Here is a 24,521-nt window from a genome sequence, read left to right on the forward strand (position 1 = left end):
TCTTGATCTCCCGGGTCCCCGTATGACGCGGCGGGCGGGTGGAGATCAGGCCCCGCAGGGGGCCTGGCAAGGAGGCCAGGCACTTTTCGACGGGGCAGGATGCCCCGTCGAAAAGCCCGAAAGGCGCTTCATCCGGGGTGCCTTTTCTTTTGGTTACTTTTCTTTTGGGCCAGCAAAAGAAAAGTGACTCGGCCTTCCCACGGGACTAGCTTCGCGTCGTCGGCAGAACGTCGAAACGCCCGCCGCGTAGGCGGCACCCCGGCAGAAGCACGGCAACCGTAAGCCCAAACCCTTAAAAGCAGAGTCACTGGACCCCTGCCTTCGCAGGGGTGACGGGCTCTTTTTTTAAAGCGGTGAGGCTGGATTGCCTGGGCCATCCTGGGGGCGGTACACGCGCCCCAAGCTAGCAGGTCCTCTCGACGGAGCGAAAAAGAAACGCTGGCACTCAAGCAACAAGCGTCATCGCGTACCGCGACCGGTAGCGAGCCACCTCAATCCCCGCCCGGCACCTTCTTCCGATACGGCTCCGCATCCACCGCCACATACTGCGGTTCTTCCACATCCAGCCGCAGTGCGGTGAGCTGCCCGCCCCACACGCAACCAGTGTCGATCGCGTACACGCCCATGCCGGCGAAGCGTCCGAGCGCGGACCAATGCCCGCACACGATGCGTGCCCCGCGCTGGCGCATGCCCGGCACTTCGAACCAGGGATACATGCCCGGCTTCTGCGTGCCCGGAATGCCCTTGCTCTCGAAATCGATGCGTCCCTGGATATCGCAGTAGCGCATGCGCGTAAGCGTATTGATCGATGCGCGCATGCGCTCCACGCCCTGCAGGCGGCTGCTCCATGCGGCGGGACGGTTGCCGAACAGGTTCTTCAACAGGCGCGGGTGACGCGGGCCGCCGAGCTCGCGCTCGATTTCCTGGGCGGACCGCTGCGCCTGGCGCAGTGTCCACATCGGGGCCAGGCCGGCGTGCACCATGGTCCAGTTGAGTTGCTCGTCGTGATGCAGCAGCTTCTGCGAGCGCAGCCATTCCAGCAGCACGGGCGCATCGTCCGCGAACAGTACTTCGCGCAGCTCGGGGTTCACCTTCGACTGCGCTTCGGGGCGCCGTTGCGCAATGGCCAGGAGGCTGAGGTCGTGGTTGCCCAGCGTGACGATGGATTGCTCGCGCAGGCCGTGGATCAGCCGCAGTGTCTGCAGCGATTGCCCGCCGCGATTGACGAGGTCGCCGCAGAACCAGAGGCGGTCGCTGGCGGGGTCGAAGCGGATCTTGTCGAGGAGGCGTTGGAGTTCGGGAAGGCAGCCCTGCACATCACCGATTGCGTACGTAGCCATCAGTGCAGGGTGCGCGGGATCGAAAGCGTGAACGGCGGGATCGGCGCCTCGAAACGGGTGCCGTCGTCGGCCACCATCTGGTAGCTGCCCTGCATCACGCCCACCGAGGTTTCCAGCACGGCGCCCGAGGTGTACTCGTACTCGTCGCCAGGGCGGATCCACGGTTGCTCGCCGACGACGCCTTCGCCGGTCACTTCTTCGACCTTGCCGTTGGAGTCGGTGATGATCCAGTGACGGGTCAGCAGGCGCGCAGCGACGTCGCCCGCGTTGTGCAGCGTGATCGTGTAGGCGAAAACATAGCGGTTGTCGCCGGGACGGGATTGGTCGGGGACAAAGCGGGGTTCGACCTGCACGTCGATCGTGTAGGAAGATCGTTCATTCATGCCCCGATTGTAAGGGTTGTCGCGCCGCATGGGTGAAGCTTGCGTGCGACTCGCTGAATCGGGGAAGTCCGCCGAACGACGGATGGCCGATCAGCCAGCCGGGACGCACGCCAGGCGGACGTAGTCCTGCGGGGAAAGTGTCTCGGCGCGTGCCTTGGGATCCACGTCGGCGCTCATGATGGCATCTGCGTCCATCACGTTCTTCAGCGCATTGCCCAGCGTCTTGCGACGCTGCGCGAAGGCGGCCTTCACGATCGCGTGAATACGCGCCGGGTCCGCATCGGGCAGCTGGTCGGGGCCCAGCGGCACCAGTCGCACGACGGCCGAGTCCACCTTCGGCGGCGGCCGGAACGCTCCGGGCGGTACGACGAACAAGGGCTCGACCCGGCAGGCCAGCTGCAACATGACAGACAGACGTCCATAGACCTTGCTGCCGGGCTCCGCGGCCATGCGATCCACCACTTCCTTCTGCAGCATGAAGCACATGTCCTGGATGGCGCGCGCATGCTCCACGCAGTGGAACAGGATGGGGCTGGAGATGTAATACGGCAGGTTGCCGGCGATGCGCAGGCGCTCCACGCCGTGGCGATGCGCAAGCGCGGTGAAATCCACCTTCAGCACGTCCGAATGGATGATGCTCAACTCGCCCACGCTGGCGGCGCGCGCCTGCAGGTCGGGAATCAGGTCCGTGTCCAGTTCGATCGCGGTGAGCTTGCCGGCGGCGGCCAGCAGCGGCAGCGTCAGTGCGCCCTCGCCGGGGCCGATCTCGACGACGAAATCATCCGGGCGCGGCGAGATCGCGCTGACGATGCGCTCGATGTAGCGCTTCTCGTGCAGGAAGTGCTGGCCAAAACTTTTCTTGGGACGGGCGTTCATGAATGTCCTTGCGGGTGGGCGCTGCGCCGTGCCACGAGCTCAAGCGCCATCCTCGCTGCCGCGATCAGGCTGGAGGGATCGCCGCGACCGGTGCCGGCAAGATCGAGCGCCGTGCCGTGGTCGACGGAGGTACGAATGAAAGGCAGGCCCAGGGTGAGGTTCACCGTGCGGTCGAACGCCTCGCTCTTGAGCACCGGCAGCGCCTGGTCGTGATACATCGCCAGCACGGCGTCGTAGCGCTCGCGCAGCGACGGCACGAAGGCGGTGTCGGCGGGCAGGGGGCCGAGCAGGTCCATGCCTTCGGCACGCAGGGCATCGAGCGCGGGAATGATGGTGTCCAGTTCCTCGCGCCCGAGATGGCCGCCTTCGCCCGCGTGCGGGTTGAGGCCGAGCACGGCGATGCGCGGTTCGAGCAGGCCGAACTTGCCCTGCAGTTCGCGATGGACGATCCGCAGCACGCGGGTGAGCGCATCATGGGTGATCGCCGCGGGCACGGCGGAGAGCGGAAGATGCGTGGTCGCCAGCGTCACGCGCAGCTCCGGGCTCGCCAGCATCATCACCACGTCGGCATGGGCGCGCTCGGCGAAGAATTCGGTGTGGCCGCTGAAGCGGATGCCTGCCTCGTTGATCGAGGATTTCTGCAGCGGCGCCGTGACGATGGCCGCGTAGCGACCCGCCATGCAGCCATCGGCAGCTTCTGTGAGCGTGGCCAGCACATGATGGGCATTGGCGGGATCGGGCGTGCCGGGTTGTTCCGTCGTGCCCAGCGGAACGTGGCGCACGCGCAGTTGCCCGGGCCGGCGCATGGCCGTGTCGCTGCCGTCATCGTCGATCAGTTCGATGGGCTGGCCGCAGCGCGCCGCTGCGCGCTCCAGCAGCGCGCGATCCGTGACCGCAATGAAATTGGCCGCCAGCGGAGTGGCGGCCAATCGGATAAGGAGCTCGGGACCGATCCCCGCCGGCTCACCTGCGGTGATGGCCAGCCGGGGCAGGGTCTGCATGTTCAAAGCGGCCTCAGGATGACTTCTTGCCCTGCTGCTCGTTCGGGTCGCGCAGCTCGGGAACCAGGATGTTCACGTAAGCGCTGGAACGCATCTCGCGCAAGTAGTCTTCGTACGCCTGCTCCGCCTTGCGATTGCCGATGGCCTGGCGCGCCTGGTTGCGCGAAAGCTCGTCGGTGCGGTCGCTCTGGCGGGTACCCAAGCGCTGCAGGATGTGCCAGCCGGCTTCGCTCTGGAAGGGCTGCGATACCTGGTCGTCCTTCAGCTCGCCCATGTGCTGGGCAATGGTGGAGCCCCAGTCGTTCTGCATGAACCAGCCCATGTCGCCACCGTTGTTGGCGGTGGTGTCGTCCTTGGAGTTTTCCTTCGCCAGGGTGGCGAAGTCCTCATGCTTGTTGACGATGCGGCTGTAGAGATCCTGGGCCTTCTGGTGGGCCTGCTCCGGCGTCATCAGTTCGCTCGGGCGAATGAGGATCTGGCGGGCGTGGAATTCCTGCACCACCTGGCGGCTGGGCTGGCGCTGCTCGACCAGCTTCAGGATATGGAAGCCGGTGGGGCCGCGCATGGCCGGGGAGACATCGCCGGGCTTCATGTTGCCCACGGCGTCGGCAAAGGCCGGCGGGATCTCGTCCATGCGGCGCCAGCCGAGGTCGCCGCCTTCAAGCGCGTCCTGGGCATCGGAGTAGCGGATGGCCGCGGCGTGGAAGTCCATGCCGCCCTTGATGGCGTCCATGGCCTGGGTGGCCTTGTCCTGGGCAGCCTTGATGTCGGCGGCGCTGGCGCCGGCCGGCAGGCTGACCTGGATGTGGGCCAGGTGGACTTCACCCGCCTTGTAGGACGGGCTGGCGAGCATGTTGTTGATTTCGCTGTCGGTGATGGTCACCTGATCGCGGATCACGCTGTCATGCAGGCGCTGGGCGATGAGCTGGTCGGATAACTGGTGACGGAACGCGGCGAAGCTGCCACCTTCGGATTCCACGGCAGCGCGCAACTGCTCCGGCGTCATGTGGTTCTGCTGGGCCACGGCGGCAACCGCCTGATCCACGTCGGCATCGGACACGCGGATGCCCTGGTCGTCGGCGCGCTGCACCTGCAGCTTCATCAGGATCAGGCGATCCAGCACCTGGCGCTGCAGCACGTCCATCGGCGGCAGCTGGCCCGGGTTGTTGGCGTACTGCTGCTGGACCGAACGCACGGCCTCGTTCAGCTCGCTCTGCAGGATCACCCCTTCGTCCACCACCGCCACGATGCGGTCGAGCGGCTGCTTGCCCTGAGCCGCCTGCGGCAGGAGCTGGGCATGGGCGGGCAGGGCGGTCGCGGTAGCGATCGCGAGCAAGAACAACGCGAGAGGCTGCTTCATCAGTCCGGGGCCTTCAATCGCCGTAGGCGACAGGGAAGTTATTGATAACCAAGAATACCATTGCGCAAGGCGTTTTCCGACTGACCGGTGAAGTTGGTCAACCCCTTGAACTCCACTTCCAGCATGACCGCCGTGTTGGCCGAACCCAGCTGGGTGTTGTAGTTGTAGGTGTTCACGTAGTGGCGCCCCACCAGCCGCCACGCCACGCAGCAGGTGTCGTATTCCACACCGGCCAGGGCCTCCACCGTCCGCTTGTCCAGCACCGAATAGGTCCAGTGGCCGATCAGGCGCCAGCGGTCGGAAACGGGATAGACCACGGAGGCGTCATATTGTTCCAGCAGGGGGGATTCGGTGCCCGGCTGGCGGCGATAACGGTAAGAGAAGTTGAGGATGCCGTCGGTCTTGATGCGCATCTGCAGGCCGATGGCTCCCAGGTCCGTGAGACTGGTGTTCGGGTTCCACTGGTATTGCGAGGTCACCTTCCAGTCGTCGTTGAGCTGGGTGGTGAGGTCGATGACGTAGTCGGAGCCGGACCAGTTCGTCGGCGGCGTGACGGTGTTGTTGCTGTTGGGCGTCTGCACCCGCTGCTGGGTGAAGTAGCGGATCTGGCCGAAGCTGGCCGACACGCGTTCCACGCCGTTGTCGTCCAACAGGCGTGTGGTCAGCATGGCGCTGAGGTTGTTCGCATTGATCTGGCGGTCCGCGCCCGAATAGGTGTTGGGCGTGAACAGCTCCCAGGTATCGAACGACATCAGGTTGGTGTCGAACAGCGGGATGTTGTCCTGGTTGCGGTACGGCACGTACAGGTAATACAGGCGCGGTTCGAGCGTCTGCGTATAGCTGGTGCCGAACAGCGACATGCTGCGGTCGAAGACGAGGCCGCTGTCCACGCTGACCACGGGCAGCGAGCGGCTCGGCGAGCTGCTGCTGAACGGCGAGGCCTGGCCTTGACCAAGCAGGCCGTAATAGCCGTACTGCTGGTAGTTGCCGGTGAGGTCGTAACCCGTATAGCGATAGGCGACCCTGGGCTTCACGAACCACGCGGCGCCCTGGAAATTGGCCTGGATGTACGGGTAGAGGTCCAGGCGGTTGCCTTCGACCGAGTCGTTCTTGCGGAACGCCACCGCCTCGGTATTGGCCCCCACGTCGAGCCAGCGGTTGATGGGGTAATCCACGTTGAAGGTGGCGCGGGGCCAGCGCTTGTACTGCACCGAGGAATCCGGCAGCGAGTAGTCGACGTTCTGGTAGTAGTCCGCGCCGAGGCTGGCGTTCCAGTAGGCCTTGCCCCACTTGCCGCCGCCACTGATGTAGGTGGACGAGACCAGCTGGCTGATCGTCGTCGTATAGAGGTCGTCGCCGAAGTCGCGCATGTAATTGCGATCGGAGGCTCGGTTTACGCCGACATTGAGCGACCACGGGCCGTACAGGTGCGTGGAGTCGTAGTACTTCAGCAGCCAGCGGTCCTTGCCCTTGGTGACCGCCGTGCTGTCCGGATCATTGTCGCCACGGTCGTTGGGCAGGTATTCGAAATTCATCTGGCCCAGGCTGCCGGGCACGAGATAGCGGAACTCGCCCGCCAGCATGGCGCCGCGGTCGGTATAGATGCGCGGGTCCAGCGTGGCGTCATAGTTCGGCGCCAGGTTCAGGTAGTACGGCGTGCTCACCGTGAAGCCCGAGCGGCTGGAGTTGCCGATGGTCGGGGTCAGGAAGCCCGTCTTGCGACGGTCGTCGATGGGGAACGTGAAGGTCGGCAGCCAGAACAGCGGAAACCCGTAGACGGACATGGTGGCATCGTGCGCCACGCCCTCGCCGGTCTCCTTGTCCATGCGGATGTCCTTGCCGCGGATCTCCCACACGTGGTTGCCCACGTCGCAGGTGGAGTAGGTGGCGTTCAAATAGCGGCTGCGCTGGTCGTCCAGCAGCTGGCCCTGGGTCGCCACGCCGTTGCCGCGGGTGGTGAGCATCTGGAAGGCGACGTTGTCGGCGGTCGCCGTGCTGGCGTCCTGGTTGCCGCGCATATGGTCCGTCGACATCAGCTGACCGGCTTCCTGATAGCGCACGTTGCCGCGCGCGTCGTAGTCGGTGGTGTCGTTGTTGTAGTCGGCGACGTCGGCCTGCAGGCGCTGGTCGGCACGGTCCAGCTTCACATCACCCTCGAGGTGGTAGACGGTCTGGTTGGAGCCATCCACGCGCTGCGCCGAGACAAAGGTGTTCGACGTTTCGCGGACGGAGCTGTCCTTGCTCATCGTCGGGTCGTAGAACGAGAGCATCGCATTGGGGCGGCACATGCTGAAATTCAGCGGGCGCGGCGGACAGCGGAAGGCGCCCAGCGGGCAGTTGGACACGGCCGCGGGCGCCGTATTGCTCGGCGGTGGCGCCGGGCTGGGCTGGTCCGGGGCGACGGGCTGGTCCGGCGCAGACTGTGCCTCGACCGGGCTGCCGAACAGGGCAAGGGCGGCGGCAACCGCCAGCAGGCGGCGCGGTGGCAGGTGGCGCGGAGGGAGCTTTGGCGTCACGGTGGCAGTCTGTCGGCTGGGAGGCCCGTAAAACTAGCAGAAAGGCCCCATGGGCGGCAGTTGCGCACCCCGCCGCCGGAAGCCGGGTTCAGTATGCCTGGTCAGAAAATGCGCAAAAGGCCCGCCCATGGCTGACACCCAAATGGCTGGAGTGATGGGGTGCAGGCCTCAGCCTTCGAGCAGTTCGCCCACATGGGCGGCGACGCTGGTCGAGAGTGCGAGCAAGTTGTAGCCGCCCTCCAGGGTCGACACCACGCGCCCTTGCGCATGGGCGCGGGCCACGTCCATCAGGCGCTGGGTGATCCACGCGTAGTCTTCGCTGCCCAGGCGTAGGTCGGCCAGCGGGTCGTTGCGATGGGCGTCGAAGCCTGCCGAGATCAGCAGCAGCTGCGGCCTGAACGCGTGCAGCCTGGGAATCAGCGCCCCTTCCCACAGCTCGCGGAATTCATAGGAGCCGTCGCCCGGCGACAAAGGCGCGTTGACGATGTTGCCGACACCGCATTCCTCCGCGCTTCCCGTTTCCGGATACAGCGGCATCTGGTGGCTGGAGATGAACAGCACGCGCGGCTCGCGGGCGAAAATATCCTGCGTGCCGTTGCCGTGGTGCACGTCAAAGTCGGCGATGGCGACGCGCTTGAGGCCGTGCTCCGCGAGGGCATGAGCCGCGCCCACCGCCACGTTGTTGAACAGGCAGAAGCCCATGGCGCGGTCGGGCGTGGCATGGTGCCCCGGCGGGCGCACCGCGCAGAATGCCTTGCCGCCCTGGGCGCCCAGCACCGCGTCCACCGCGGCCACCACGGCGCCTGCCGCCCGCAACGCCGCCTCGGCCGAGCCGGGCGACATCAGCGTGTCTTCGTCCAGACGAACCGTGCCTTCGGCCGGCGTGATGCCGAGGATGCGGTCCACGTAGGCCGGCGCATGCACGCGCAGCAGGTGCTCGCGCGTGGCGCGTGGCGCCTCCACGCGGTCAATGGCCGCGAAACGGTCGTGGTCCAGCGCCTGCAATACCGCACGCAGGCGGGCGGGTGATTCGGGCTGGGCCGGGCCGGGGTCGTGCTGCAGGCAACTGGCGTGGGTGTAGAGCCGCAGCATTGCCGGTTACGCCTGTGGCTTGCGGCGGCGCTCGTGGTTCCAGAGCACTTCGCCGTGGCCGCTGGCACGGGCCAGCACGCGCGACACGACGAACAGCAGGTCGGACAGGCGATTGAGATAGCGCTGCGCCTGCGGTCGCACCTCTTCCTCACGGCCCAGCGCGATCACCTCGCGCTCGGCGCGGCGACACACGGTGCGCGCCAGATGGCAGCAGGATGCCGCCATGCCGCCGCCGGGCAGGATGAAATCCTTGAGCGGCGGCAGCGGATCGTTGAACGCATCGAGCACCTGTTCCAGGCGCTCGATATCAGCGTCGTGGACCATCGCCATGCCCGGGATGCACAGCTCGCCACCCAGGTCGAACAGGTCGTGCTGTACCTGGGTCAATGCTTCGCGCACGTCGTCGGCAACGCCGTCGGACGCGAGCACCATGCCGATGGTGCTATTGAGTTCGTCCACCGTGCCGTAGGCGCCGACGCGCAGCGAGTCCTTGGCGACGCGCGAGCCGTCGCCGAGTCCGGTGCTGCCGTCGTCGCCGGTGCGGGTGTAGATCTTCGAGAGGCGGTTACCCATCGTGGTTAGCGCGACAGCTTCGAGGAATCGGCATGGCCCAGCAGCTGTGACAGCTGCACCACCAGACCATGCATGACCAGACCGAGCGCCACGTAGAGCGCCGTGGTCTCCAGGAAGAAACCGTACCAGTCGGTCATATTGGAGAACCACGCCGCGACGCTGCGCGGCTGCGGCACGGTGCTGCTCAGCCAGTAGTAGCTGCCGTTGGAGATCACGTAGCAGGCCAGCCAGCTCACCAGCACGGCACCCAGGGCAAGGGCGAGGCTGCGGGCGTTGAGGCCGAGCTTGCGGCCAGCCAGCCAGCTGCCGCCCAGCCACAGGCTGAAGTACGACGGGATCAGGAACCAGTAACCCGCCGAGACGCAGTAGTGATCCCAGAAGTTGATGCCCTGGTTACTGATGACCAGGTAGTCCACCAGCACGGCTTCCGCCATCAGCAGCGGGAAGGCCCAGCGCACCGAACCGCGCAGCCAGAAGCCGGCCAGGAAGAAGATGCCCCACGAAGCGTCCCAGATGTCATGGTGGAACAGCGAAAGATGAATGCGGGTGGCGGCCATCACCGCGGCCAAGGCAAGGAAAATGCCGAGGCGCTGGGTTTGCGTCTTAGCCATGAGCTGCTCCAGAAAGGGTCGCGTCGAGTGCAAGGGCCAAGTCTATCGCAATTGGACAGGCCCCAAGGCGGGCAGGGCACCACAGGAGCTTGGGGCAGGCGCTTAGCGCGTATCATTCGGCGCCATGACGAACCCATCTTCCCTGGCCGCCTCCCGGCAGCCCGTACTCATCGTCGGTGGCGGGCTGGTCGGTGCCAGCCTGGCCATTGCCCTGGATGCCGCGGGCATCGACGCCGTGATGGTGGAAGCGGCCGCGCCGCGCATCGGCGAGCAGCCGAGTTACGACGAACGCAATCTGGCCCTGGCGCGCGCCACCGTCAATGGGCTGACCGCCATCGGCGTGTGGAAGCATGCGGTGACCCAGGCCACGCCGATCCGGCATATCCATGTCACGCGGGCCGGGGAATTCGGCAGTGTGCAGATGGATGCCGAGCGCCACGGTGTCGATGCCATGGGCTGGACGCTGCCCGCGCGCGAGCTCGGCGCCGCCCTGCTGCGTCGCCTGGACGAATGCACGCGCCTGCGGCGCCTGGCGCCCGCGCGCGTGGAATCACTGGAACCGCTGGTCGATGGCTGGCGTGCCCGCATCCAGACCGCCGATGGTGCAGTCGAGATCGACACGCCGCTGCTGGTGGGCGCCGACGGCACGGCATCCTTCGTGCGCGAGCGCCTCGGCATCGAGGTCGAGCGCCACGATTACCGGCAGACCTTGTTCGTCTGCACGGTGACGCCCGAGCGCGATCACGCCCAGCGCGCCTACGAGCGCTTCGCGGACAACGGGCCCATCGCCCTGCTGCCGTTGGCGGCCCGACGCTGCGGCCTCGTGCTTACGGTGCCGCAGCATGAGGCCCGGTCGGTGGAGGCCATGGACGATGAGGCCTTCATCGCGCTGGCGCAGGAGCGTTTCGGTTGGCGCCTCGGGCGCCTCAGCCGCCCAGGCAAGCGTCATCCCTATGCGATCCAGCGGGTGGCCGCGCGTTCCTTGGTGTCCACGCGTGCCGTGCTGGTGGGCAACGCGGCGCAGACGGTGCATCCCATCGGCGCGCAGGGCTTCAATCTGGGCCTGCGCGATGCCCTCACCTTGGCCGAGCTGCTGACGGGCGCCGCCGATCCCGGGGCTGACGAACTGCTGGCGACTTACGTCGCGCGCCGCGCGCCGGATCGCGAAGGCACCATGATGATGAGCCACGGCCTGGTGCAGCTCGCCTGTCTGCCACAGCCCTTGCTGGGGCCGTTGCGTTCCATGGCCATGCTGGCGTTCGATCGCCTGCCGCCCCTGCAGCGCCTGATGGCACGGCGCGGCATGGGTTTCCGCGGCGAGCCGCCCCGTGCCGTGCTGGAGCGCCTGCCATGAGCATGCCGGCGTCTTCTTCGCGCTACGAATCGTCGCGTCGCCGCGGTCCGTCGCTCGACGTGGCCGTGGTGGGTGGCGGCATGGTGGGTGCGGCGGCGGCGTTGGCGCTGGCACGCGCCGGCTCTGCCACGGCGCTGCTCGAGGCCCGCGCGCCGGCACCGTGGTCGCCGCGCGACGACGTGGATCTGCGCGTGGTCGGCCTGGCGCCTTCGTCCATCGGGTTGCTGGACGAGCTCGGTGTATGGACGTCCATCCGCACGTCGCGCGCCAGCCCCTACGCGCACATGCATGTGTGGGACGCGGCCACCGGTGCTGCCATCCATTTCGATGCCGCCCAGGAAGGCCGCGACCTGCTTGGCTACATCGTCGAGAACAACCTCGTGCAATGGCGGCTCTGGGATGCGCTCGAGGCGGCGGGCGTGCGTCGCATTTGTCCCGCGCAGGTCACCGGTTATGAGGTGCTCGACGATCGCGTGCAGTTATCGCTGAACGGCGCCGATACGGACGCGGTTTCCGCACGCCTGCTGGTGGCCGCCGACGGAGCGGCGTCGCCGCTGCGCACCATGGCCGGCATAGGCACCACGGGCCGCGACTACGCGCAGCGTGGCGTGGTCGCGCACGTACAGACTGAGCGACCGCACGACGGCACGGCGTGGCAGCGCTTCCTCGACACCGGCCCGCTCGCCTTGCTGCCGCTGGCGGACGGGCGCAGCTCCATCGTCTGGTCGCTGCCGGAGGATGAAGCGCAACGCGTGCTCGCGCTGGACGACAAGGCGTTCTTCAACGAACTCGGTGTCGCCAGCGACTTCCGCCTGGGGCGCATCATCGGCGCCACCGCGCGCGCGGCATTCCCGCTGCGCCTGCAGCTCGCGGAAACCTACCAGGCCGAGCGATTCGTGCTGCTGGGCGATGCCGCGCATGCCGTGCACCCGTTGGCAGGCCAGGGCGTGAATCTGGGTTTGCGCGACGTCGCCGAACTGCGCGACACGCTGGTGGCCGCCCGGGACGCAGGCAGCGACATTGCCGCGACCCACGTGCTGCGCCGCTATGCGCGCCGCCGCCGCAGCGAGGACACCCTCGACGCACTGGGTTTCGACGCGCTGGCGCGCATCTACGCCTGGCAGGCGTCGCCGCTGGTGGCCGCACGCGGCCTGGGCGTGCGCCTGATCGACAAACTGTCACCCGTCAAACGCAGACTCGCGGAACACGCCGCCGGCCTGTAACCGGCTTCAAAAAACAGCAACGAGGAGAGGACGTCATGCGCATCGCCCGTCTTTGCAGCTTTCTGTTGTTCGCAGGATTCGCCGTCGCCGCGCAGGCGAAGATGGTGGAGAAGCCGGTCGAATGGACCCAGGATGGCACCACCTTCCACAGCGTGCTGATCTATAACGATGCCGTGGCCACCAAGCGCCCCGGCCTGGTGATGGTGCCCAACTGGTATGGCGTGAACGACCTGGCCATCAAGAAGGCCGAAATGATCGCGGGCAAGGAGTACGTGATCCTGCTCACCGATATGTACGGCGCGAAAACGCGTCCGGCCAACGATGACGAGGCGCGCGCGGCGATCAAGCCGCTGTATGGCGACCGCGTGCTGATGCGCAAGCGCGCCAACATGGCGCTGGACCAACTCAAGGCGCAGGCCAAGGCGGCACCCGTCGACCTCACCAAACTGGCGGCGATCGGTTTCTGCTTCGGCGGTACCGCCGTCCTGGATCTGGCGCGCAGCGGCGCCGACGTGGCGGCCGTCGTGTCATTCCATGGCGGGTTGCAGACCGACGATCCGGCGCTGGCCAAGAACATCAAGGCGCGCGTGCTCGTGATGAACGGCGCCGACGACAAGGGCACCATGCCTGACGCCGACAAGTTCATGGACGAAATGCGCGCCACCAAGGCCGACTGGCAGTTTGTGGTGCTCGGCAATGCGGTGCATTGCTTCACGGAAACTGACCAGCACAGCACCGGTTGTGCCTATGACGAGCGGGCCGCCAAGCGTAGCTACCGGATGATGCAGGATTGGCTGCACGGGGCGTTCAGCGGCACGCCGTGAGTCGATCTCGCGACACGCGTGGGGCGGAGGCGGGGTGCCGTACAGCCTGCATGCCCTCATGCCCCCATGATGTCCTCACCGTCATCCCGGCGCACCCCGCAAAAGGGGGCAAGGGCCGGGATCCAGTAATGTCAGTTCGCAGTCTTCGCCTTATCCCGCACCTGTACTGCCGCAAGAATCGCAGCCTGCGGCTACTGGATCCCGGCCTGCGCCGGGATGACGGTGAGGATGGAATGACGGTGAGGGTGAATGGGCGTGTGCCAAACCGTTGGGCGGGCAGGCCCGGTACGCCCAAGCCTGAAGAACGCGTTGGAACTTGCCTAAGAGTGCGTCAGAACGACCGCTGCACCGAATAATCCGCCAGCGTCGCCATGGCGTCGCGCCACGGCGAATCCGGCAGTACGCGCAGCGCGTCGCGCGCGGCGTCGGCGTGCATCACGGCACGCTCGTGGGTGCGCTCCAGCGCGCCGGAATCGCGGATGGCGGCGATGATGCGGTCGAGCGAATCCAGACCGCCGTGTTCGATCGCGTGGCGCAACGACCGCCGCTGCTCACCGTCGGCGCGCTGCAGCGCGTAGATCAGCGGCAGCGTGGGCTTGCCTTCGGCGAGGTCGTCGCCGATGTTCTTGCCCAGCGTGCCCGCGTCGGAGACGTAGTCGAGCAGGTCGTCGGCAATCTGGAAGGCGTAGCCCAGCTGCATGCCGTAGCGGCGCAGCGCCACCTGCTGCTCTGCCGGCAAGCCGCCCAGCAGGGCGCCGAGTTCGGTGGCGGCAGCAAACAGCACGGCAGTCTTGCGCTCGATCACGTTGAGGTAGGACGCCTCGTCCACGTCGGCGTTGCCGATGTTGAGCAGCTGCAGCACTTCGCCTTCGGCGATGGTGTTGGTGGTGTCGGCCAGGATGCGCATGACGCGCATGTCATCCAGCTCGACCATCATCTGGAACGAGCGGGAGTACAGGAAGTCGCCCACCAGCACGCTGGCGGCATTGCCCCACAGCGCGTTGGCCGTCTTGCGGCCGCGGCGGAGGTCCGATTCGTCCACCACGTCGTCGTGCAGCAGGGTGGACGTGTGGATGAACTCGATCACGGCCGCCAGCTTGATGTGGTGTTCGCCACGGTACCCGGCCGCGTTCGCCGCCAGCACGTGCAGCATCGGGCGCAGCCGCTTGCCGCCGCCCGCGATGATGTGGTCGGCGATCTGGTTGATCAGCACCACGTCTGACGAAAGGCGTTGGCGGATCAGGGAGTCGACCCGGTGCATGTCTGCGGCGGCGAGCCCCCGGACGGCGGCAAAGTCGGCAGAGCGGCGGGTGTCGGCTTGGGTCGTGGTCATGAGGCGGTCGTAGCGTCGTATTCAGGCATTATAGAGAGAGAACGTTCGCAAGAAACCGCCGCGACACGGCACCACGGTTGGTTTTTTGGGCCGAGACGTAATAATCGCGCCCTGGTGCGACCCTTTTAAGAAGCCCCCGGTGAGCAAACTCTCCCCACTCGAGCGGCGCAGTGCGTTGACCCTGGCCTGCGTGATCAGCCTGCGGTTGTTCGGCCTGTTCCTGATCATGCCGGTGTTTTCGCTGTACGCGCAGCGCATGCCGGATGCCACGCCGTGGCTGATCGGCCTGGCCCTGGGGGTCTACGGGCTGGGGCAGGTGCTGTTGCAGATTCCGCTGGGACTGCTGTCCGACCGGATCGGTCGCAAGTCGGCGATTACGCTGGGTTTGCTGGTGTTCGCAGCCGGTGGGCTGGTGGCCGCCATGGCGCACAGCCTGCTTGGCATCGTGCTGGGCCGGGCGCTGCAGGGCATGGGCGCGGTGGCCGGCGCCGGCACGGCGCTGGCCGCCGACCTGACACGCCATGAGAACCGCGGCAAGGTCATGGGCATCATCGGCGTCTCGATCGGCGTGGCGTTTTTGCTGGCGCTCATCCTCGGGCCGCCGCTGGAGGCCATCGCGGGGCTGCCGGGGTTGTTCGCCACCACGTCGGTACTGGCCCTGGCCGCGCTGGTCCTGTTGTGGTTGATCGTCCCCACGCCCGAGCGGCCGGCGGCGCCCGCGTCGGCGACGTTTGCCGGCGTCCTGTCCATGTTGCGTGACGGCCGCCTGCTCGTGCTCAACGGCTCGGTGTTCTTCCTGCACATGTTGTTGACGGCCAGCTTCGTTGGCCTGCCGCTGTTGCTCGCCGACGGACTGCACCTGCCGGTGAACCGCCACTGGGAGCTTTACCTGCCGGTGATGGTGATCGCCGCCTTCGTCATGGGCGCCTGCCTGCACCGTATGCGCGAGCTTGCGCAAAGCCTGCGGCTGGTGGCCTTGTGCGTGGTGGCGACCGGGCTCGGGCTGCTGGGCTTGGGCCTGTCGGGCCATCACGTGGCGGCGCTCGGGGTATCCGCAGCGGTCTTTTTCTCGGCCTTCAACCTGCTCGAGGCCGCCTTGCCGAGCCTGGTGTCCCAGCTGGCACCAGGCTCCCTGCGCGGCGCGGCGATGGGCGCCTATTCCACTAGCCAGTTCCTGGGTGCCTTCGTGGGTGGCGCGGTGGGGGGTATCGCGCTGGGGCGGTTGGGGACGGAGGGCATCTTCCTGTGCTCGGCGGCCCTGACCCTGGCGTGGTTGCCGCTGGTCCTGCTGGGCGGCCGGCGCATCGCCGGCAGCGCCTCGCGGGTGGGCGCCGCGGCCGAGGTGTCGCCGGGCGCCTGAGCGCTGTAAAAAGTGTGCGCGGACGCATTGCGTTTAGGCCCCGCAGACCCAATGATCGTGGCGCCGGGCGGCGCGTTGCCGCCCGATCGGGCGACGAGGCTGGCGTCCATGGCACACCACATCATTGAACTCATCGCGCAGTACGGACTGCTGCTGGTTTTCGCCAACGTGCTGATCGAGCAGGCGGGTGTCCCTGTGCCTGCCGTACCGACCATGATCGTGGCCGGTGCCCTGGCGGCCATGGAGCGATTGCCGCTGACCGGCGTGGTGTTGGTGGCCCTGCTGGCCTGCCTGCTGGCCGACTACGCCTGGTATGCGGCGGGTCGCTATTTCGGTGGTGGCGTGATGCGCACGCTGTGCCGCATTTCCCTGTCGCCCGACTCCTGCGTCAAGCAGTCGGAGCTGCGTTTCCAGCGCTGGCGCGGCGGCGTGCTGCTGCTCGCCAAGTTCGTGCCGGGCTTGTCCACCGTGGCTCCGCCGTTGGTAGGGGCCATGGGTTTGCGCGCGGCGCCCTTCATCCTGTTCGACGGGCTAGGCTCACTGATGTGGGTGGGCATGGCGGTCAGTCTTGGCTACGTCTTCGCCAACCAGATCGATGCCGTGCTGATGGCACTGGCCAATGCCGGCAGCGTGGCCCTGATGCTGATCGGCAGCCTGCTCGCGCTCTACATCCTCATCAAGTGGTGGCAGCGCCATCGCCTGCTGCGCGCCCTTCGCATGGCGCGCATCACCGTGGAAGAACTCAACGACGCCGTGATCAATGGCCGTAACCCGGCCATTGTCGACGTGCGTTCGGAGGCGGCCCGAGTGATCGACGCACGCATCATCCCCGGCGCGTTGCTGGCGGACGTGAACAGCGTCGACCGCATCGTGGAAGTGGTTCCACTGGATGCGGAGCTGGTGGTTTATTGCACCTGCCCGAACGAAGCCTCCGCCGCGCTGGTGGCCAAGGCCTTGATGTCGCGCGGCTACAAGCGCGTGCGGCCCCTGCTGGGCGGGCTGGACGCGTGGGATGCTGCGGGGTACCCGGTGCATCGCCCCCCGGTGGTGGAAGAGGTCGTGGTCTCCCACGCGGTCTGAGGGCTACTTCTCTTTCCTGTGGGAGTGCACCCTGTGCGCGACAAACGTGCGGAGCGGTAGCCCCACCTCTGCGGTCGCGCACAGGGTGCGCTCCCACAACTGTGCTCTCTGGGTCCCGGCAAATTTTTACGGCTTTTATACGCGGTCGCGAAAATTCGCTACCCCTTTCTTATGCGCCGGTTCCGACAATTTCCACCGTTAACTGACACGGTGAGTCGGGCTTCCATGGACGCCATTTATCTACTTTTTTCGATCGTGCTATTCGCCGCGGCGCTCGGCTTCCTGCTGATCTGCGACCGCCTGGGCCGCCGTCCCTGACGAGCACCTGTCGCCCCTGCTGGCGACCGGGTCCCCGCCTTTCCTTCGGGAGATTTCATCCATGAACGCGTTGTATATCGTGGCTGCCGTGATCGCGGTGGCCTTGACGGGCTATCTGTGCGTGGCCCTGCTGAAGCCGGAGTGGTTCGAATGACTACTTTCGACTTCTTCCAGGTCGTGCTCTATCTCGCCGTGCTGCTCGTGCTGATCAAGCCCGTGGGCAGCTACATGGCGCTCGCGTTCGCCGATACTCCCAACCGGGTGAACCGCGTGGGCGGCAAGCTCGAGCATCTGCTCTATCGCCTCGCCGGCGTGCATGTCGACGACCAGATGAGCTGGAAGCGCTACGCCATCGCCATGCTGGTGTTCAACCTGGTCGGCGTGTTCGTGGTGTATGGCCTGCAGCGCGTGCAGCAGTGGCTGCCGCTCAACCCGCAGCATTTCGATGCGCTGTCGCCGGACTTGGCCATGAACACGGCCATCAGCTTCGTCACCAACACCAACTGGCAGGCCTATGGCGGCGAAAGCACCATGAGCTACCTGACCCAGATGATGGGTTTGGCGGTGCAGAACTTCCTGTCGGCGGCCACGGCGATGGCCGTGCTGCTTGCGGTCATTCGCGGCTTCACGCGTCGCAGTGCAAACAGTGTCGGCAACTTCTGGGTCGACATGACGCGCAGTACGTTTTATGTGCTGGTGCCGTTCTCGCTGGTGATCGCGCTGCTGCTTTCCTCGCAGGGCGTGGTGCAGAACTTCAAATCCTACGTCGACGTGCCGCTGGTGCAGAACACCACGGCCGTGGAAACGGTGAAGGATGCCGCGGGCAATACGGTGAAGGATGCCCAGGGCAAGGACGTGACCAAGTCCAGCACGGTCACCACGCAGACCCTGCCGATGGGCCCGGCCGCCTCGCAGATCGCGATCAAGCAGCTTGGCACCAACGGTGGCGGCTTCTTCAACGCGAACTCCGCGCATCCGTACGAAAACCCGACGCCGTTCAGCAACTTCATCGAGATGCTGGCGATCTTCCTGATTCCTGGGGGACTTTGCTACACGTTCGGCAGCATGGTGGGTGACCGCCGACAGGGCTGGGCGATCCTCGCCACCATGCTGCTCATCTTTATCCCCCTTGCTTACGCCGCGGTGGGTGCCGAGCAGGCCGGCAATCCGGCGCTGCATGGCCTGGCCGTCGACCAGCAGGCCTCCGCGCTGCAGGCGGGCGGCAATATGGAAGGCAAGGAAACGCGCTTCGGCATCGCCGCGAGCGGCCTGTTCGCCACCATCACCACGGCCGCTTCGTGTGGCGCGGTGAACAGCATGCACGACTCCATGACGCCGCTTGGCGGCCTGGTGCCGATGTGGCTGATCCAGCTGGGTGAGGTGATCTTCGGCGGCGTCGGTTGCGGTCTTTACGGCATGCTTGCCTTCGCCGTGGTCGCGGTGTTCATTGCCGGACTAATGGTGGGTCGTACGCCCGAATACCTCGGCAAGAAGATCGAGGCGCATGAGATGAAGATGGCCAGCCTGGCCGTGCTGGTGCCGTGCGCGCTGATCGTCATCTGCACCGCCATCGCCGTGCTGTCGCCGGCCGGCGTGGCCGGCGTGGGCAACCCCGGTGCGCACAGCTTCAGCGAAATCCTTTACGCGGTGTCGTCGGCGACCAACAACAACGGCAGCGCGTTCGGTGGTTTGTCTGCCAACACGCCGTTCTGGAACGTGCTGCTGGCCGTGTGCATGTACCTGTCGCGCTTCCTGCTCGCCATCGCCATGCTCGCCATGGCCGGCTCGCTGGCCGCCAAGCGCCACGTGCCGCCGTCGGCCGGCACGCTGCCCACGCATACGCCGTTGTTCGTGACCTTGCTTGCCTGCGTGGTGGTGGTGGTGGGTGCGCTGACCTTCCTGCCCGCGCTCGCCCTGGGTCCCATCGCTGAATTCCTGATGTCGGTGCGCTGAGAAGCGCGCGAAGGAACCTGGAACCATGACAATGACTCATACCCCTGTTCACGGTGTTCGCAGCTTCGATCGCGACCTGATCGTGAAAGCCGTGGCGGACTCGTTCCGCAAGCTGTCGCCGAAGCAGCAGTTCCGCAATCCGGTGATGTTCGTGGTGTTCGTGTGCAGCATCCTGACCACCCTCCTGTGGGTGCAGGCGCTGACCGGCCACGGCGAAGCGCCTACCGGTTTCATCTTCTGGGTGACGGTGTGGCTGTGGTTCACCCTGCTGTTCGCCAACTTCGCCGAGGCGCTGGCCGAAGGCCGCGGCAAGGCCCAGGCCGCCGCGCTGCGCAGCTCGCGCAAGGACGTCGTCGCCAAACGCCTGGCCTCGCCGCACAAGGACGCCAACGTGACGTTCACGCCGTCCTCCGAGCTGCGCGTGGGTCATCACGTGCTGGTGGAAGCCGGCGAGCAGATGCCGGGCGACGGTGAAGTGGTGATGGGTGCGGCCAGCGTTGACGAAAGCGCCATCACCGGCGAATCCGCGCCGGTGATCCGCGAATCGGGCGGCGACCGCAGCGCGGTGACGGGTGGTACCCGTGTGCTTTCCGACTGGCTGGTGGTGCGCATCACCGCCAACCCGGGCGAAAGCTTCCTGGACCGCATGATCGCGATGGTGGAAGGCGCCGCGCGCCGCAAGACGCCCAACGAGATCGCCCTCACCATCCTGCTGGCCAAGTTCACCTTGATCTTCCTGCTGGCCTGCGCCACGCTGCTGCCGTATTCCATTTACAGCGTGCAGGTGGCCGGTTCGGGCAATCCCATCACGCTTACCGTGCTGGTGGCGCTGCTGGTGTGCCTGATTCCCACCACCATCGGTGCGCTGCTGTCGGCCATCGGCATCGCGGGCATGGACCGCATGATCCGCGCCAACGTCATCGCCACCTCCGGCCGTGCGGTGGAAGCGGCGGGCGACGTGGACGTGCTGCTGCTCGACAAGACCGGCACCATCACGCTGGGCAACCGCCAGGCCGTGGCCTTTGTGCCGGCCCCGGGCGTCGAGGAAGGCAAGCTGGCCGATGCCGCGCAGCTTGCTTCGCTGGCCGATGAAACGCCGGAAGGTCGCAGCATCGTGGTGCTGGCCAAGGAGCGCTTCGGCATCCGCGAGCGTCAGTTGGAAGAAGGCCACGCCGAGTTCGTGCCGTTCACCGCGCAGACCCGCATGAGTGGCGTGAATATCGGCGATCGCCAGATCCGCAAGGGCGCGCTGGATGCGGTGGAGCGTTACCTCGAGACCAGCGGCAGCCACCTGCCGCCGCTGGTCAAGCGCCTGGCCGAAGACATCGCGCGCCGTGGTGCCACGCCGCTGATCGTCACCGAAGGCATCACCGCCCTGGGCGTGATCGAGCTGAAGGACATCGTGAAGGGCGGCATCCGTGAGCGTTTCGCCGAAATGCGCCGGATGGGCATCAAGACCATCATGATCACCGGCGACAACCCGCTGACGGCAGCGGCGATCGCAGCGGAAGCCGGCGTGGACGACTTCCTCGCCGAGGCCACGCCGGAAGCCAAGCTCAAGCTGATCCGCAAGATCCAGGCCGAGAACCGCCTGGTGGCCATGTGCGGCGACGGCACCAACGACGCCCCGGCGCTGGCCCAGGCCGACGTGGCGGTGGCGATGAATACGGGTACCCAGGCGGCCAAGGAAGCCGGCAACATGGTCGACCTCGATTCCAACCCAACCAAGCTCATCGAGGTGGTGGAGATCGGCAAGCAGATGCTGATCACGCGCGGCTCGTTGACCACGTTCTCCATCGCCAACGACGTCGCCAAGTACTTCGCCATTATCCCGGCGGCCTTCGCGACGACCTACCCGGCATTGAACACGCTGAATGTGATGAAGCTCGCCACCCCGCAGAGCGCCATTCTGTCGGCGGTGATCTTCAACGCGCTCATCATCATCTTCCTGATCCCATTGGCGCTGAAGGGCGTGAAGTACCGGGCGCTGGGCGCTGGCGCCTTGCTCCGGCGCAACCTGCTCGTGTACGGCCTCGGCGGCATCGTGGTGCCGTTCCTGGGCATCAAGGTGATCGATATGTTGTTGGTGGTCTGCGGTCTGGCCTGACGCTTCTGCTCGTCATTCCGGCGCAGGCCGGAATCCAGTAGCCGCGGTGACAGGTTGTCGCGAAAAGCGCGCACTCACGCTACTGGATCCCGGCCTGCGCCGGGATGACGGATAGGAAAAGAAACGCTTTGCTCTTCACTCCCGGAGTCTTTGCCATGCAAGTACTCAAGCTTTCCGTTTCACTGCCCGACGATACCCACCCGGACATGGAGCTTCGGCTTTCCTCGAACGACTCCAGCTGCGACGTGGTGATCGCGCTGCCGGCGCAGGGACGCACGCGCATCCAGGCGCGTGACACGGAAACGCCGCACAGCGAACAGGACGATTACGTGCTCGGCGGTTACGCCGGCATCTGATACGAGGCCGCATGACAGCGGCCCACTACTACTCCCTACTCACAAGAAAAGGACGGCTCGCCCCGAGCCGGTTTCAGGAACACCCCATGATGTCCAAGAAGGTTCTTTCGTTTGCACTGTTGCTGGCCCTCGCTCCCGCGGGCGAAGCGGCCGCCGCTGCGGTATCCGTCGACAGCACGGATGTGGCGCCTGCCGCGAGCCTGGGCGACAGCCCGGCGAGCGCGCCGACGGCCGCCAGCGATGATTGCTCGCAAGGCTTCCTCTCCCGTCTCGGCGCGGCCTATCGCGAAGACGCGCAGCCGGCCGATCCCAATGCCCCCGCCGCCCAGCGTCGCGGCATGGACGCACCTTTGGATTCTCCGCCGTTCCCGAGCGGTGAATGGCAGCTCGGCGGCGTGGCGGCACCCATCGGCGTGCCGAACAGCTACGGCCAGTACCCGCTGCAGAAGGCGCTGTCCTGCACCAAGCTGGGTGGCTGGATGAAGCGCAACCGCATCGAGATCAACGGCTGGATCAATCCGTCGCTGAACGCGAGCTCCTCCAGCTTCACCAACTTCCCGCTGTCGTACGCGACGCGCCCCAATCGCCTGGAGTTCGACCAGCTGGTGTTCAACATCACCCGCGTCGAGGACACGGTACAGACCGATCACGTGGACTGGGGTTTCAACATCTCCACGCTGTACGGCTACGACTACCACTACACCGTGACCAAGGGCGTGTTCAGCAACCAGCTGCTGAACAACCCCAAGGCGCACAGCGCGCTGAACGGCAAGATCTACGGCGTCGATCCGATGCTGTTCTACTACGACCTGTACATTCCGTCGGTTGCCGAGGGCATGGTCATCCGCTTTGGCCGCTATCTGTCGCTGCCGGACATCGAGGCGCAGTTCTCGCCGCAGAACTACCTGGTGACGCACTCGATTCTCTACACGGTCGACCCGTATACCCAGACCGGCATCATGACCACGACCAAGCTCAGCAGCCAGTGGACGGTGCAGCTGGGCATCAATGCCAGCAACGACACGGCGCCGTGGAACCACTCCGCGCGCCCGACGCTGCAGGGTTGCGTGCGCTGGGTGTCCAAAGACAACAACGACATGCTCTACCCCTGCATCAACAGCTGGAACACGTCCGACTACAACTACAACAACGTGCAGATGTACGTGATGACCTGGGGCCACCGCTTCAGCCAGAAGGTGCACATGCAGACGGAGGCCTACTACATGTACGGCCGCAACATCCCCGGCTTCGGGCCGGATGGCGAGCCGGGCGTGGTGGCTTCCTCGCCGTACCCGGGCAAGGCGGGCGAGTACGGCGTGGTGAACTACCTGAACTTCGAGTTGAACGCCAACAACATGTTGTCGTTCCGCAACGAGTTCTACAACGACCAGAAGGGCCAGCGCACCGGCTTCGCCACCAAGTACAGCAGCCACACGCTGGGCCTCACGCATTGGGTGTCGCCGGACCTCGAGATCCGTCCCGAGCTTCGCTACGAGCACTCGTACAACGTGAATGCCTACAACAACGGCAAGAAGAACTACCAGGCGATCGCTCTTCTCGACGCGATCCTCCACTACTGAGGTTTGAACCATGGGCAAGTTGATTCGCAGCGCTATCGTGATGTTGCTCCTGATGACCGTGATTACCGGCGTGGCCTATCCGCTGGTGGTCACCGGCCTGGCCCAGGTGCTGTTCCCGTCGCAGGCGAACGGCAGCCTGATCGTGAAAGACGGCAAGCCGGTCGGCTCCACCCTGATCGGCCAATCGTTCGACGACCCCAAGTATTTCTGGGGTCGTCCTTCGGCCACCACGCCGCAGCCGAACAACGGCACGGGTTCCAACGGCTCGAACCAGGGCCCTACGAATCCTGCTCTCACTGATGCGGTGAAGCAGCGCATTGACGCGCTGCGCGCGGCGGATCCGGGCAATACGAAGCCGGTGCCGGTGGATCTGGTGACGGCCTCGGCCAGTGGCCTCGATCCGGAGATCTCGCCGGCGGCCGCCGACTATCAGGTATCGCGTGTCGCCAAGGTGCGTGGCTTGAGCGAGTCGCAGGTGCAGGCGATGGTGGCGATGGCGACCACGGGGCGGCAGTTTGGGATGTTGGGCGAGCCGCGGGTGAATGTGCTGAAGCTCAATCTGGCATTGGATGGCCGTTGAACGTGAGCCCCTTTCCACCCTCTCCCCGCAGGGGAGAGGGTTGGGGTGAGGGGCGGGTGCTCGCCTCACCGCTTCATTCTTCAGCCGTCATCCCGGCGTAGGCCGGGATCCAGTAGCGTCTGTGGTCGGTCGTCGCCTCGTACCTTCCCGCGATCGGGCCGCTTACGCAGCGGGCGTTTCGACCTTCTGCCGAAGGCCGAGTCACTTTTCTTTGCTGGCCCAAAAGATCCCACGGGGACTAGCTTCGCGTCGAAAGTAACCCAAAGAAATGGCCTTTAGAGCTCCAGTAGCGCCGTGTTGAATACAAACCTTGAAGACCTCGGTAACCGGTGCCGCGCGATCTCCTTATTGAACGATACGGCTACACCGCAACGCGCCATCACCCTGAGGAGCTCTGCATGGCGTGGAATACAAGCAGTGCCGGTTCCGGAGCCCGGATTGCGACAGGCGTAACGCCTACACACCGCGGCTACACCGCAACGCGCCATCACCCTGAGGAGCTCTGCATGGCGTGGAATACAAGCGGTGCCGGTTCCGGAGCCCGGAATGCGACAGGCGTAACGCCTACACACTACGGTTACACCGCAACGCGCCGTCGCCAAGAGGGCTTAAAGCGTTGTGCTGTTGTAGCTTTGTTTGGTTCGCTGCGAACATCATTTTCCCCTCTCCCTAGGGGGAGAGGGCGGAGTAAGGGGAGGGGG

21 protein-coding genes are annotated in these 24,521 nt (G+C 65.9%); 11 read left to right on the plus strand and 10 right to left on the minus strand.

Going from position 1 to position 24,521, the window contains the following annotated elements; genetic code table 11:
* Nucleotides 1-491: 491 nt before the first annotated feature.
* From HY57_RS06245 to HY57_RS06285, 9 genes are all read right to left on the minus strand, one after another.
* Nucleotides 492-1,340, minus strand: a complete 849-nt coding sequence (locus HY57_RS06245) for a symmetrical bis(5'-nucleosyl)-tetraphosphatase (RefSeq protein ID WP_019464313.1) — start codon at nucleotides 1,338-1,340, stop codon at nucleotides 492-494.
* On the minus strand, nucleotides 1,340-1,723 hold the full coding sequence (gene apaG, locus HY57_RS06250) for a Co2+/Mg2+ efflux protein ApaG (protein ID WP_026033765.1): 384 nt from the start codon (nucleotides 1,721-1,723) through the stop codon (nucleotides 1,340-1,342). Before apaG ends, HY57_RS06245 begins: the two co-directional genes overlap by 1 nt.
* A gap of 90 nt (nucleotides 1,724-1,813) precedes the next feature.
* On the minus strand, nucleotides 1,814-2,599 hold the full coding sequence (rsmA, locus tag HY57_RS06255; RefSeq protein ID WP_019464315.1) for a 16S rRNA (adenine(1518)-N(6)/adenine(1519)-N(6))-dimethyltransferase RsmA: 786 nt from the start codon (nucleotides 2,597-2,599) through the stop codon (nucleotides 1,814-1,816).
* A complete protein-coding gene (pdxA, locus tag HY57_RS06260; RefSeq protein ID WP_019464316.1) occupies nucleotides 2,596-3,600 on the minus strand; it encodes a 4-hydroxythreonine-4-phosphate dehydrogenase PdxA in 1,005 nt (334 codons plus the stop codon). The genes rsmA and pdxA overlap by 4 nt, the downstream gene beginning before the upstream one ends.
* Before the next feature lie 13 nt (nucleotides 3,601-3,613).
* Nucleotides 3,614-4,960, minus strand: coding sequence for a peptidylprolyl isomerase (locus HY57_RS06265; RefSeq protein ID WP_019464317.1), 1,347 nt, complete (start codon nucleotides 4,958-4,960; stop codon nucleotides 3,614-3,616).
* A 38-nt stretch (nucleotides 4,961-4,998) separates the two neighbouring features.
* On the minus strand, nucleotides 4,999-7,476 hold the full coding sequence (locus HY57_RS06270; RefSeq protein ID WP_019464318.1) for an LPS-assembly protein LptD: 2,478 nt from the start codon (nucleotides 7,474-7,476) through the stop codon (nucleotides 4,999-5,001).
* A gap of 168 nt (nucleotides 7,477-7,644) precedes the next feature.
* Nucleotides 7,645-8,568, minus strand: coding sequence for a histone deacetylase family protein (locus tag HY57_RS06275; RefSeq protein ID WP_019464319.1), 924 nt, complete (start codon nucleotides 8,566-8,568; stop codon nucleotides 7,645-7,647).
* Nucleotides 8,569-8,574: 6 nt separating this feature from the next.
* Nucleotides 8,575-9,141, minus strand: coding sequence for a cob(I)yrinic acid a,c-diamide adenosyltransferase (locus HY57_RS06280; protein ID WP_019464320.1), 567 nt, complete (start codon nucleotides 9,139-9,141; stop codon nucleotides 8,575-8,577).
* Between the two features lie 5 nt (nucleotides 9,142-9,146).
* Nucleotides 9,147-9,752: a hypothetical protein gene (locus HY57_RS06285; protein ID WP_019464321.1), complete on the minus strand. Its 606-nt coding sequence runs from the start codon at nucleotides 9,750-9,752 to the stop codon at nucleotides 9,147-9,149.
* A gap of 124 nt (nucleotides 9,753-9,876) precedes the next feature.
* On the opposite strand from HY57_RS06285, the gene ubiH reads away from it, so the two are divergent.
* Genes ubiH through HY57_RS06300 form a run of 3 tightly spaced genes read left to right on the plus strand, consistent with a single transcriptional unit; the run spans nucleotide 9,877 to nucleotide 13,153 of the window.
* Nucleotides 9,877-11,106: a 2-octaprenyl-6-methoxyphenyl hydroxylase gene (gene ubiH / locus HY57_RS06290; protein ID WP_019464322.1), complete on the plus strand. Its 1,230-nt coding sequence runs from the start codon at nucleotides 9,877-9,879 to the stop codon at nucleotides 11,104-11,106.
* Nucleotides 11,103-12,329: a UbiH/UbiF/VisC/COQ6 family ubiquinone biosynthesis hydroxylase gene (locus HY57_RS06295; RefSeq protein WP_019464323.1), complete on the plus strand. Its 1,227-nt coding sequence runs from the start codon at nucleotides 11,103-11,105 to the stop codon at nucleotides 12,327-12,329. Before ubiH ends, HY57_RS06295 begins: the two co-directional genes overlap by 4 nt.
* Nucleotides 12,330-12,364: 35 nt before the next feature.
* On the plus strand, nucleotides 12,365-13,153 hold the full coding sequence (locus HY57_RS06300; protein ID WP_019464324.1) for a dienelactone hydrolase family protein: 789 nt from the start codon (nucleotides 12,365-12,367) through the stop codon (nucleotides 13,151-13,153).
* 331 nt (nucleotides 13,154-13,484) lie between these two features.
* Here HY57_RS06300 and HY57_RS06305 read toward each other — a convergent pair whose 3' ends face one another.
* A complete protein-coding gene (locus tag HY57_RS06305; protein WP_019464325.1) occupies nucleotides 13,485-14,486 on the minus strand; it encodes a polyprenyl synthetase family protein in 1,002 nt (333 codons plus the stop codon).
* Between the two features lie 139 nt (nucleotides 14,487-14,625).
* On the opposite strand from HY57_RS06305, the gene HY57_RS06310 reads away from it, so the two are divergent.
* The 8 genes from HY57_RS06310 to kdpC all read left to right on the plus strand — a co-directional run bounded on the left by HY57_RS06310 (nucleotide 14,626) and on the right by kdpC (nucleotide 23,820).
* Nucleotides 14,626-15,846 carry an MFS transporter gene (locus HY57_RS06310; RefSeq protein WP_026033768.1) on the plus strand — a complete coding sequence of 407 codons (1,221 nt, stop codon included), beginning with the start codon at nucleotides 14,626-14,628 and terminating at the stop codon, nucleotides 15,844-15,846.
* A 108-nt stretch (nucleotides 15,847-15,954) separates the two neighbouring features.
* A complete protein-coding gene (locus tag HY57_RS06315) occupies nucleotides 15,955-16,926 on the plus strand; it encodes a VTT domain-containing protein (RefSeq protein WP_038580584.1) in 972 nt (323 codons plus the stop codon).
* Nucleotides 16,927-17,305: 379 nt separating this feature from the next.
* On the plus strand, nucleotides 17,306-17,398 hold the full coding sequence (gene kdpF, locus HY57_RS21145; RefSeq protein WP_019464329.1) for a K(+)-transporting ATPase subunit F: 93 nt from the start codon (nucleotides 17,306-17,308) through the stop codon (nucleotides 17,396-17,398).
* Entirely contained in the window at nucleotides 17,395-19,197 is a 1,803-nt protein-coding gene (kdpA, locus tag HY57_RS06320) for a potassium-transporting ATPase subunit KdpA (RefSeq protein WP_019464330.1), read from the plus strand. The genes kdpF and kdpA overlap by 4 nt, the downstream gene beginning before the upstream one ends.
* Nucleotides 19,198-19,228: 31 nt before the next feature.
* Nucleotides 19,229-21,304 carry a potassium-transporting ATPase subunit KdpB gene (gene kdpB, locus HY57_RS06325; RefSeq protein WP_019464331.1) on the plus strand — a complete coding sequence of 692 codons (2,076 nt, stop codon included), beginning with the start codon at nucleotides 19,229-19,231 and terminating at the stop codon, nucleotides 21,302-21,304.
* Nucleotides 21,305-21,459: 155 nt separating this feature from the next.
* Nucleotides 21,460-21,660, plus strand: a complete 201-nt coding sequence (locus HY57_RS06330; protein WP_019464332.1) for a hypothetical protein — start codon at nucleotides 21,460-21,462, stop codon at nucleotides 21,658-21,660.
* Nucleotides 21,661-21,746: 86 nt separating this feature from the next.
* Entirely contained in the window at nucleotides 21,747-23,240 is a 1,494-nt protein-coding gene (locus HY57_RS06335; protein WP_019464333.1) for an outer membrane beta-barrel protein, read from the plus strand.
* Between the two features lie 10 nt (nucleotides 23,241-23,250).
* Entirely contained in the window at nucleotides 23,251-23,820 is a 570-nt protein-coding gene (gene kdpC / locus HY57_RS06340) for a potassium-transporting ATPase subunit KdpC (protein WP_019464334.1), read from the plus strand.
* Nucleotides 23,821-24,521: the final 701 nt, after the last annotated feature.

Source organism: Dyella japonica A8 (genome assembly GCF_000725385.1).
In the GTDB taxonomy this organism is placed as follows: domain Bacteria; phylum Pseudomonadota; class Gammaproteobacteria; order Xanthomonadales; family Rhodanobacteraceae; genus Dyella; species Dyella japonica_C.

Bases quoted from the DNA above. Each gene is read 5' to 3' on its own strand.
- kdpC (WP_019464334.1), top strand. From the start codon at position 23,251: ATGGGCAAGTTGATTCGCAGCGCTATCGTGATGTTGCTCCTGATGACC.
- rsmA (WP_019464315.1), bottom strand. From the start codon at position 2,599: ATGAACGCCCGTCCCAAGAAAAGTTTTGGCCAGCACTTCCTGCACGAG.
- HY57_RS06265 (WP_019464317.1), bottom strand. From the start codon at position 4,960: ATGAAGCAGCCTCTCGCGTTGTTCTTGCTCGCGATCGCTACCGCGACC.
- HY57_RS06275 (WP_019464319.1), bottom strand. From the start codon at position 8,568: ATGCTGCGGCTCTACACCCACGCCAGTTGCCTGCAGCACGACCCCGGC.
- apaG (WP_026033765.1), bottom strand. From the start codon at position 1,723: ATGAATGAACGATCTTCCTACACGATCGACGTGCAGGTCGAACCCCGC.
- kdpF (WP_019464329.1), top strand. From the start codon at position 17,306: ATGAACGCGTTGTATATCGTGGCTGCCGTGATCGCGGTGGCCTTGACG.
- pdxA (WP_019464316.1), bottom strand. From the start codon at position 3,600: ATGCAGACCCTGCCCCGGCTGGCCATCACCGCAGGTGAGCCGGCGGGG.
- HY57_RS06295 (WP_019464323.1), top strand. From the start codon at position 11,103: ATGAGCATGCCGGCGTCTTCTTCGCGCTACGAATCGTCGCGTCGCCGC.
- HY57_RS06335 (WP_019464333.1), top strand. From the start codon at position 21,747: ATGATGTCCAAGAAGGTTCTTTCGTTTGCACTGTTGCTGGCCCTCGCT.
- HY57_RS06330 (WP_019464332.1), top strand. From the start codon at position 21,460: ATGCAAGTACTCAAGCTTTCCGTTTCACTGCCCGACGATACCCACCCG.
- kdpB (WP_019464331.1), top strand. From the start codon at position 19,229: ATGACTCATACCCCTGTTCACGGTGTTCGCAGCTTCGATCGCGACCTG.
- HY57_RS06245 (WP_019464313.1), bottom strand. From the start codon at position 1,340: ATGGCTACGTACGCAATCGGTGATGTGCAGGGCTGCCTTCCCGAACTC.
- kdpA (WP_019464330.1), top strand. From the start codon at position 17,395: ATGACTACTTTCGACTTCTTCCAGGTCGTGCTCTATCTCGCCGTGCTG.
- HY57_RS06315 (WP_038580584.1), top strand. From the start codon at position 15,955: ATGGCACACCACATCATTGAACTCATCGCGCAGTACGGACTGCTGCTG.
- HY57_RS06280 (WP_019464320.1), bottom strand. From the start codon at position 9,141: ATGGGTAACCGCCTCTCGAAGATCTACACCCGCACCGGCGACGACGGC.
- HY57_RS06305 (WP_019464325.1), bottom strand. From the start codon at position 14,486: ATGACCACGACCCAAGCCGACACCCGCCGCTCTGCCGACTTTGCCGCC.
- HY57_RS06285 (WP_019464321.1), bottom strand. From the start codon at position 9,752: ATGGCTAAGACGCAAACCCAGCGCCTCGGCATTTTCCTTGCCTTGGCC.
- HY57_RS06300 (WP_019464324.1), top strand. From the start codon at position 12,365: ATGCGCATCGCCCGTCTTTGCAGCTTTCTGTTGTTCGCAGGATTCGCC.
- ubiH (WP_019464322.1), top strand. From the start codon at position 9,877: ATGACGAACCCATCTTCCCTGGCCGCCTCCCGGCAGCCCGTACTCATC.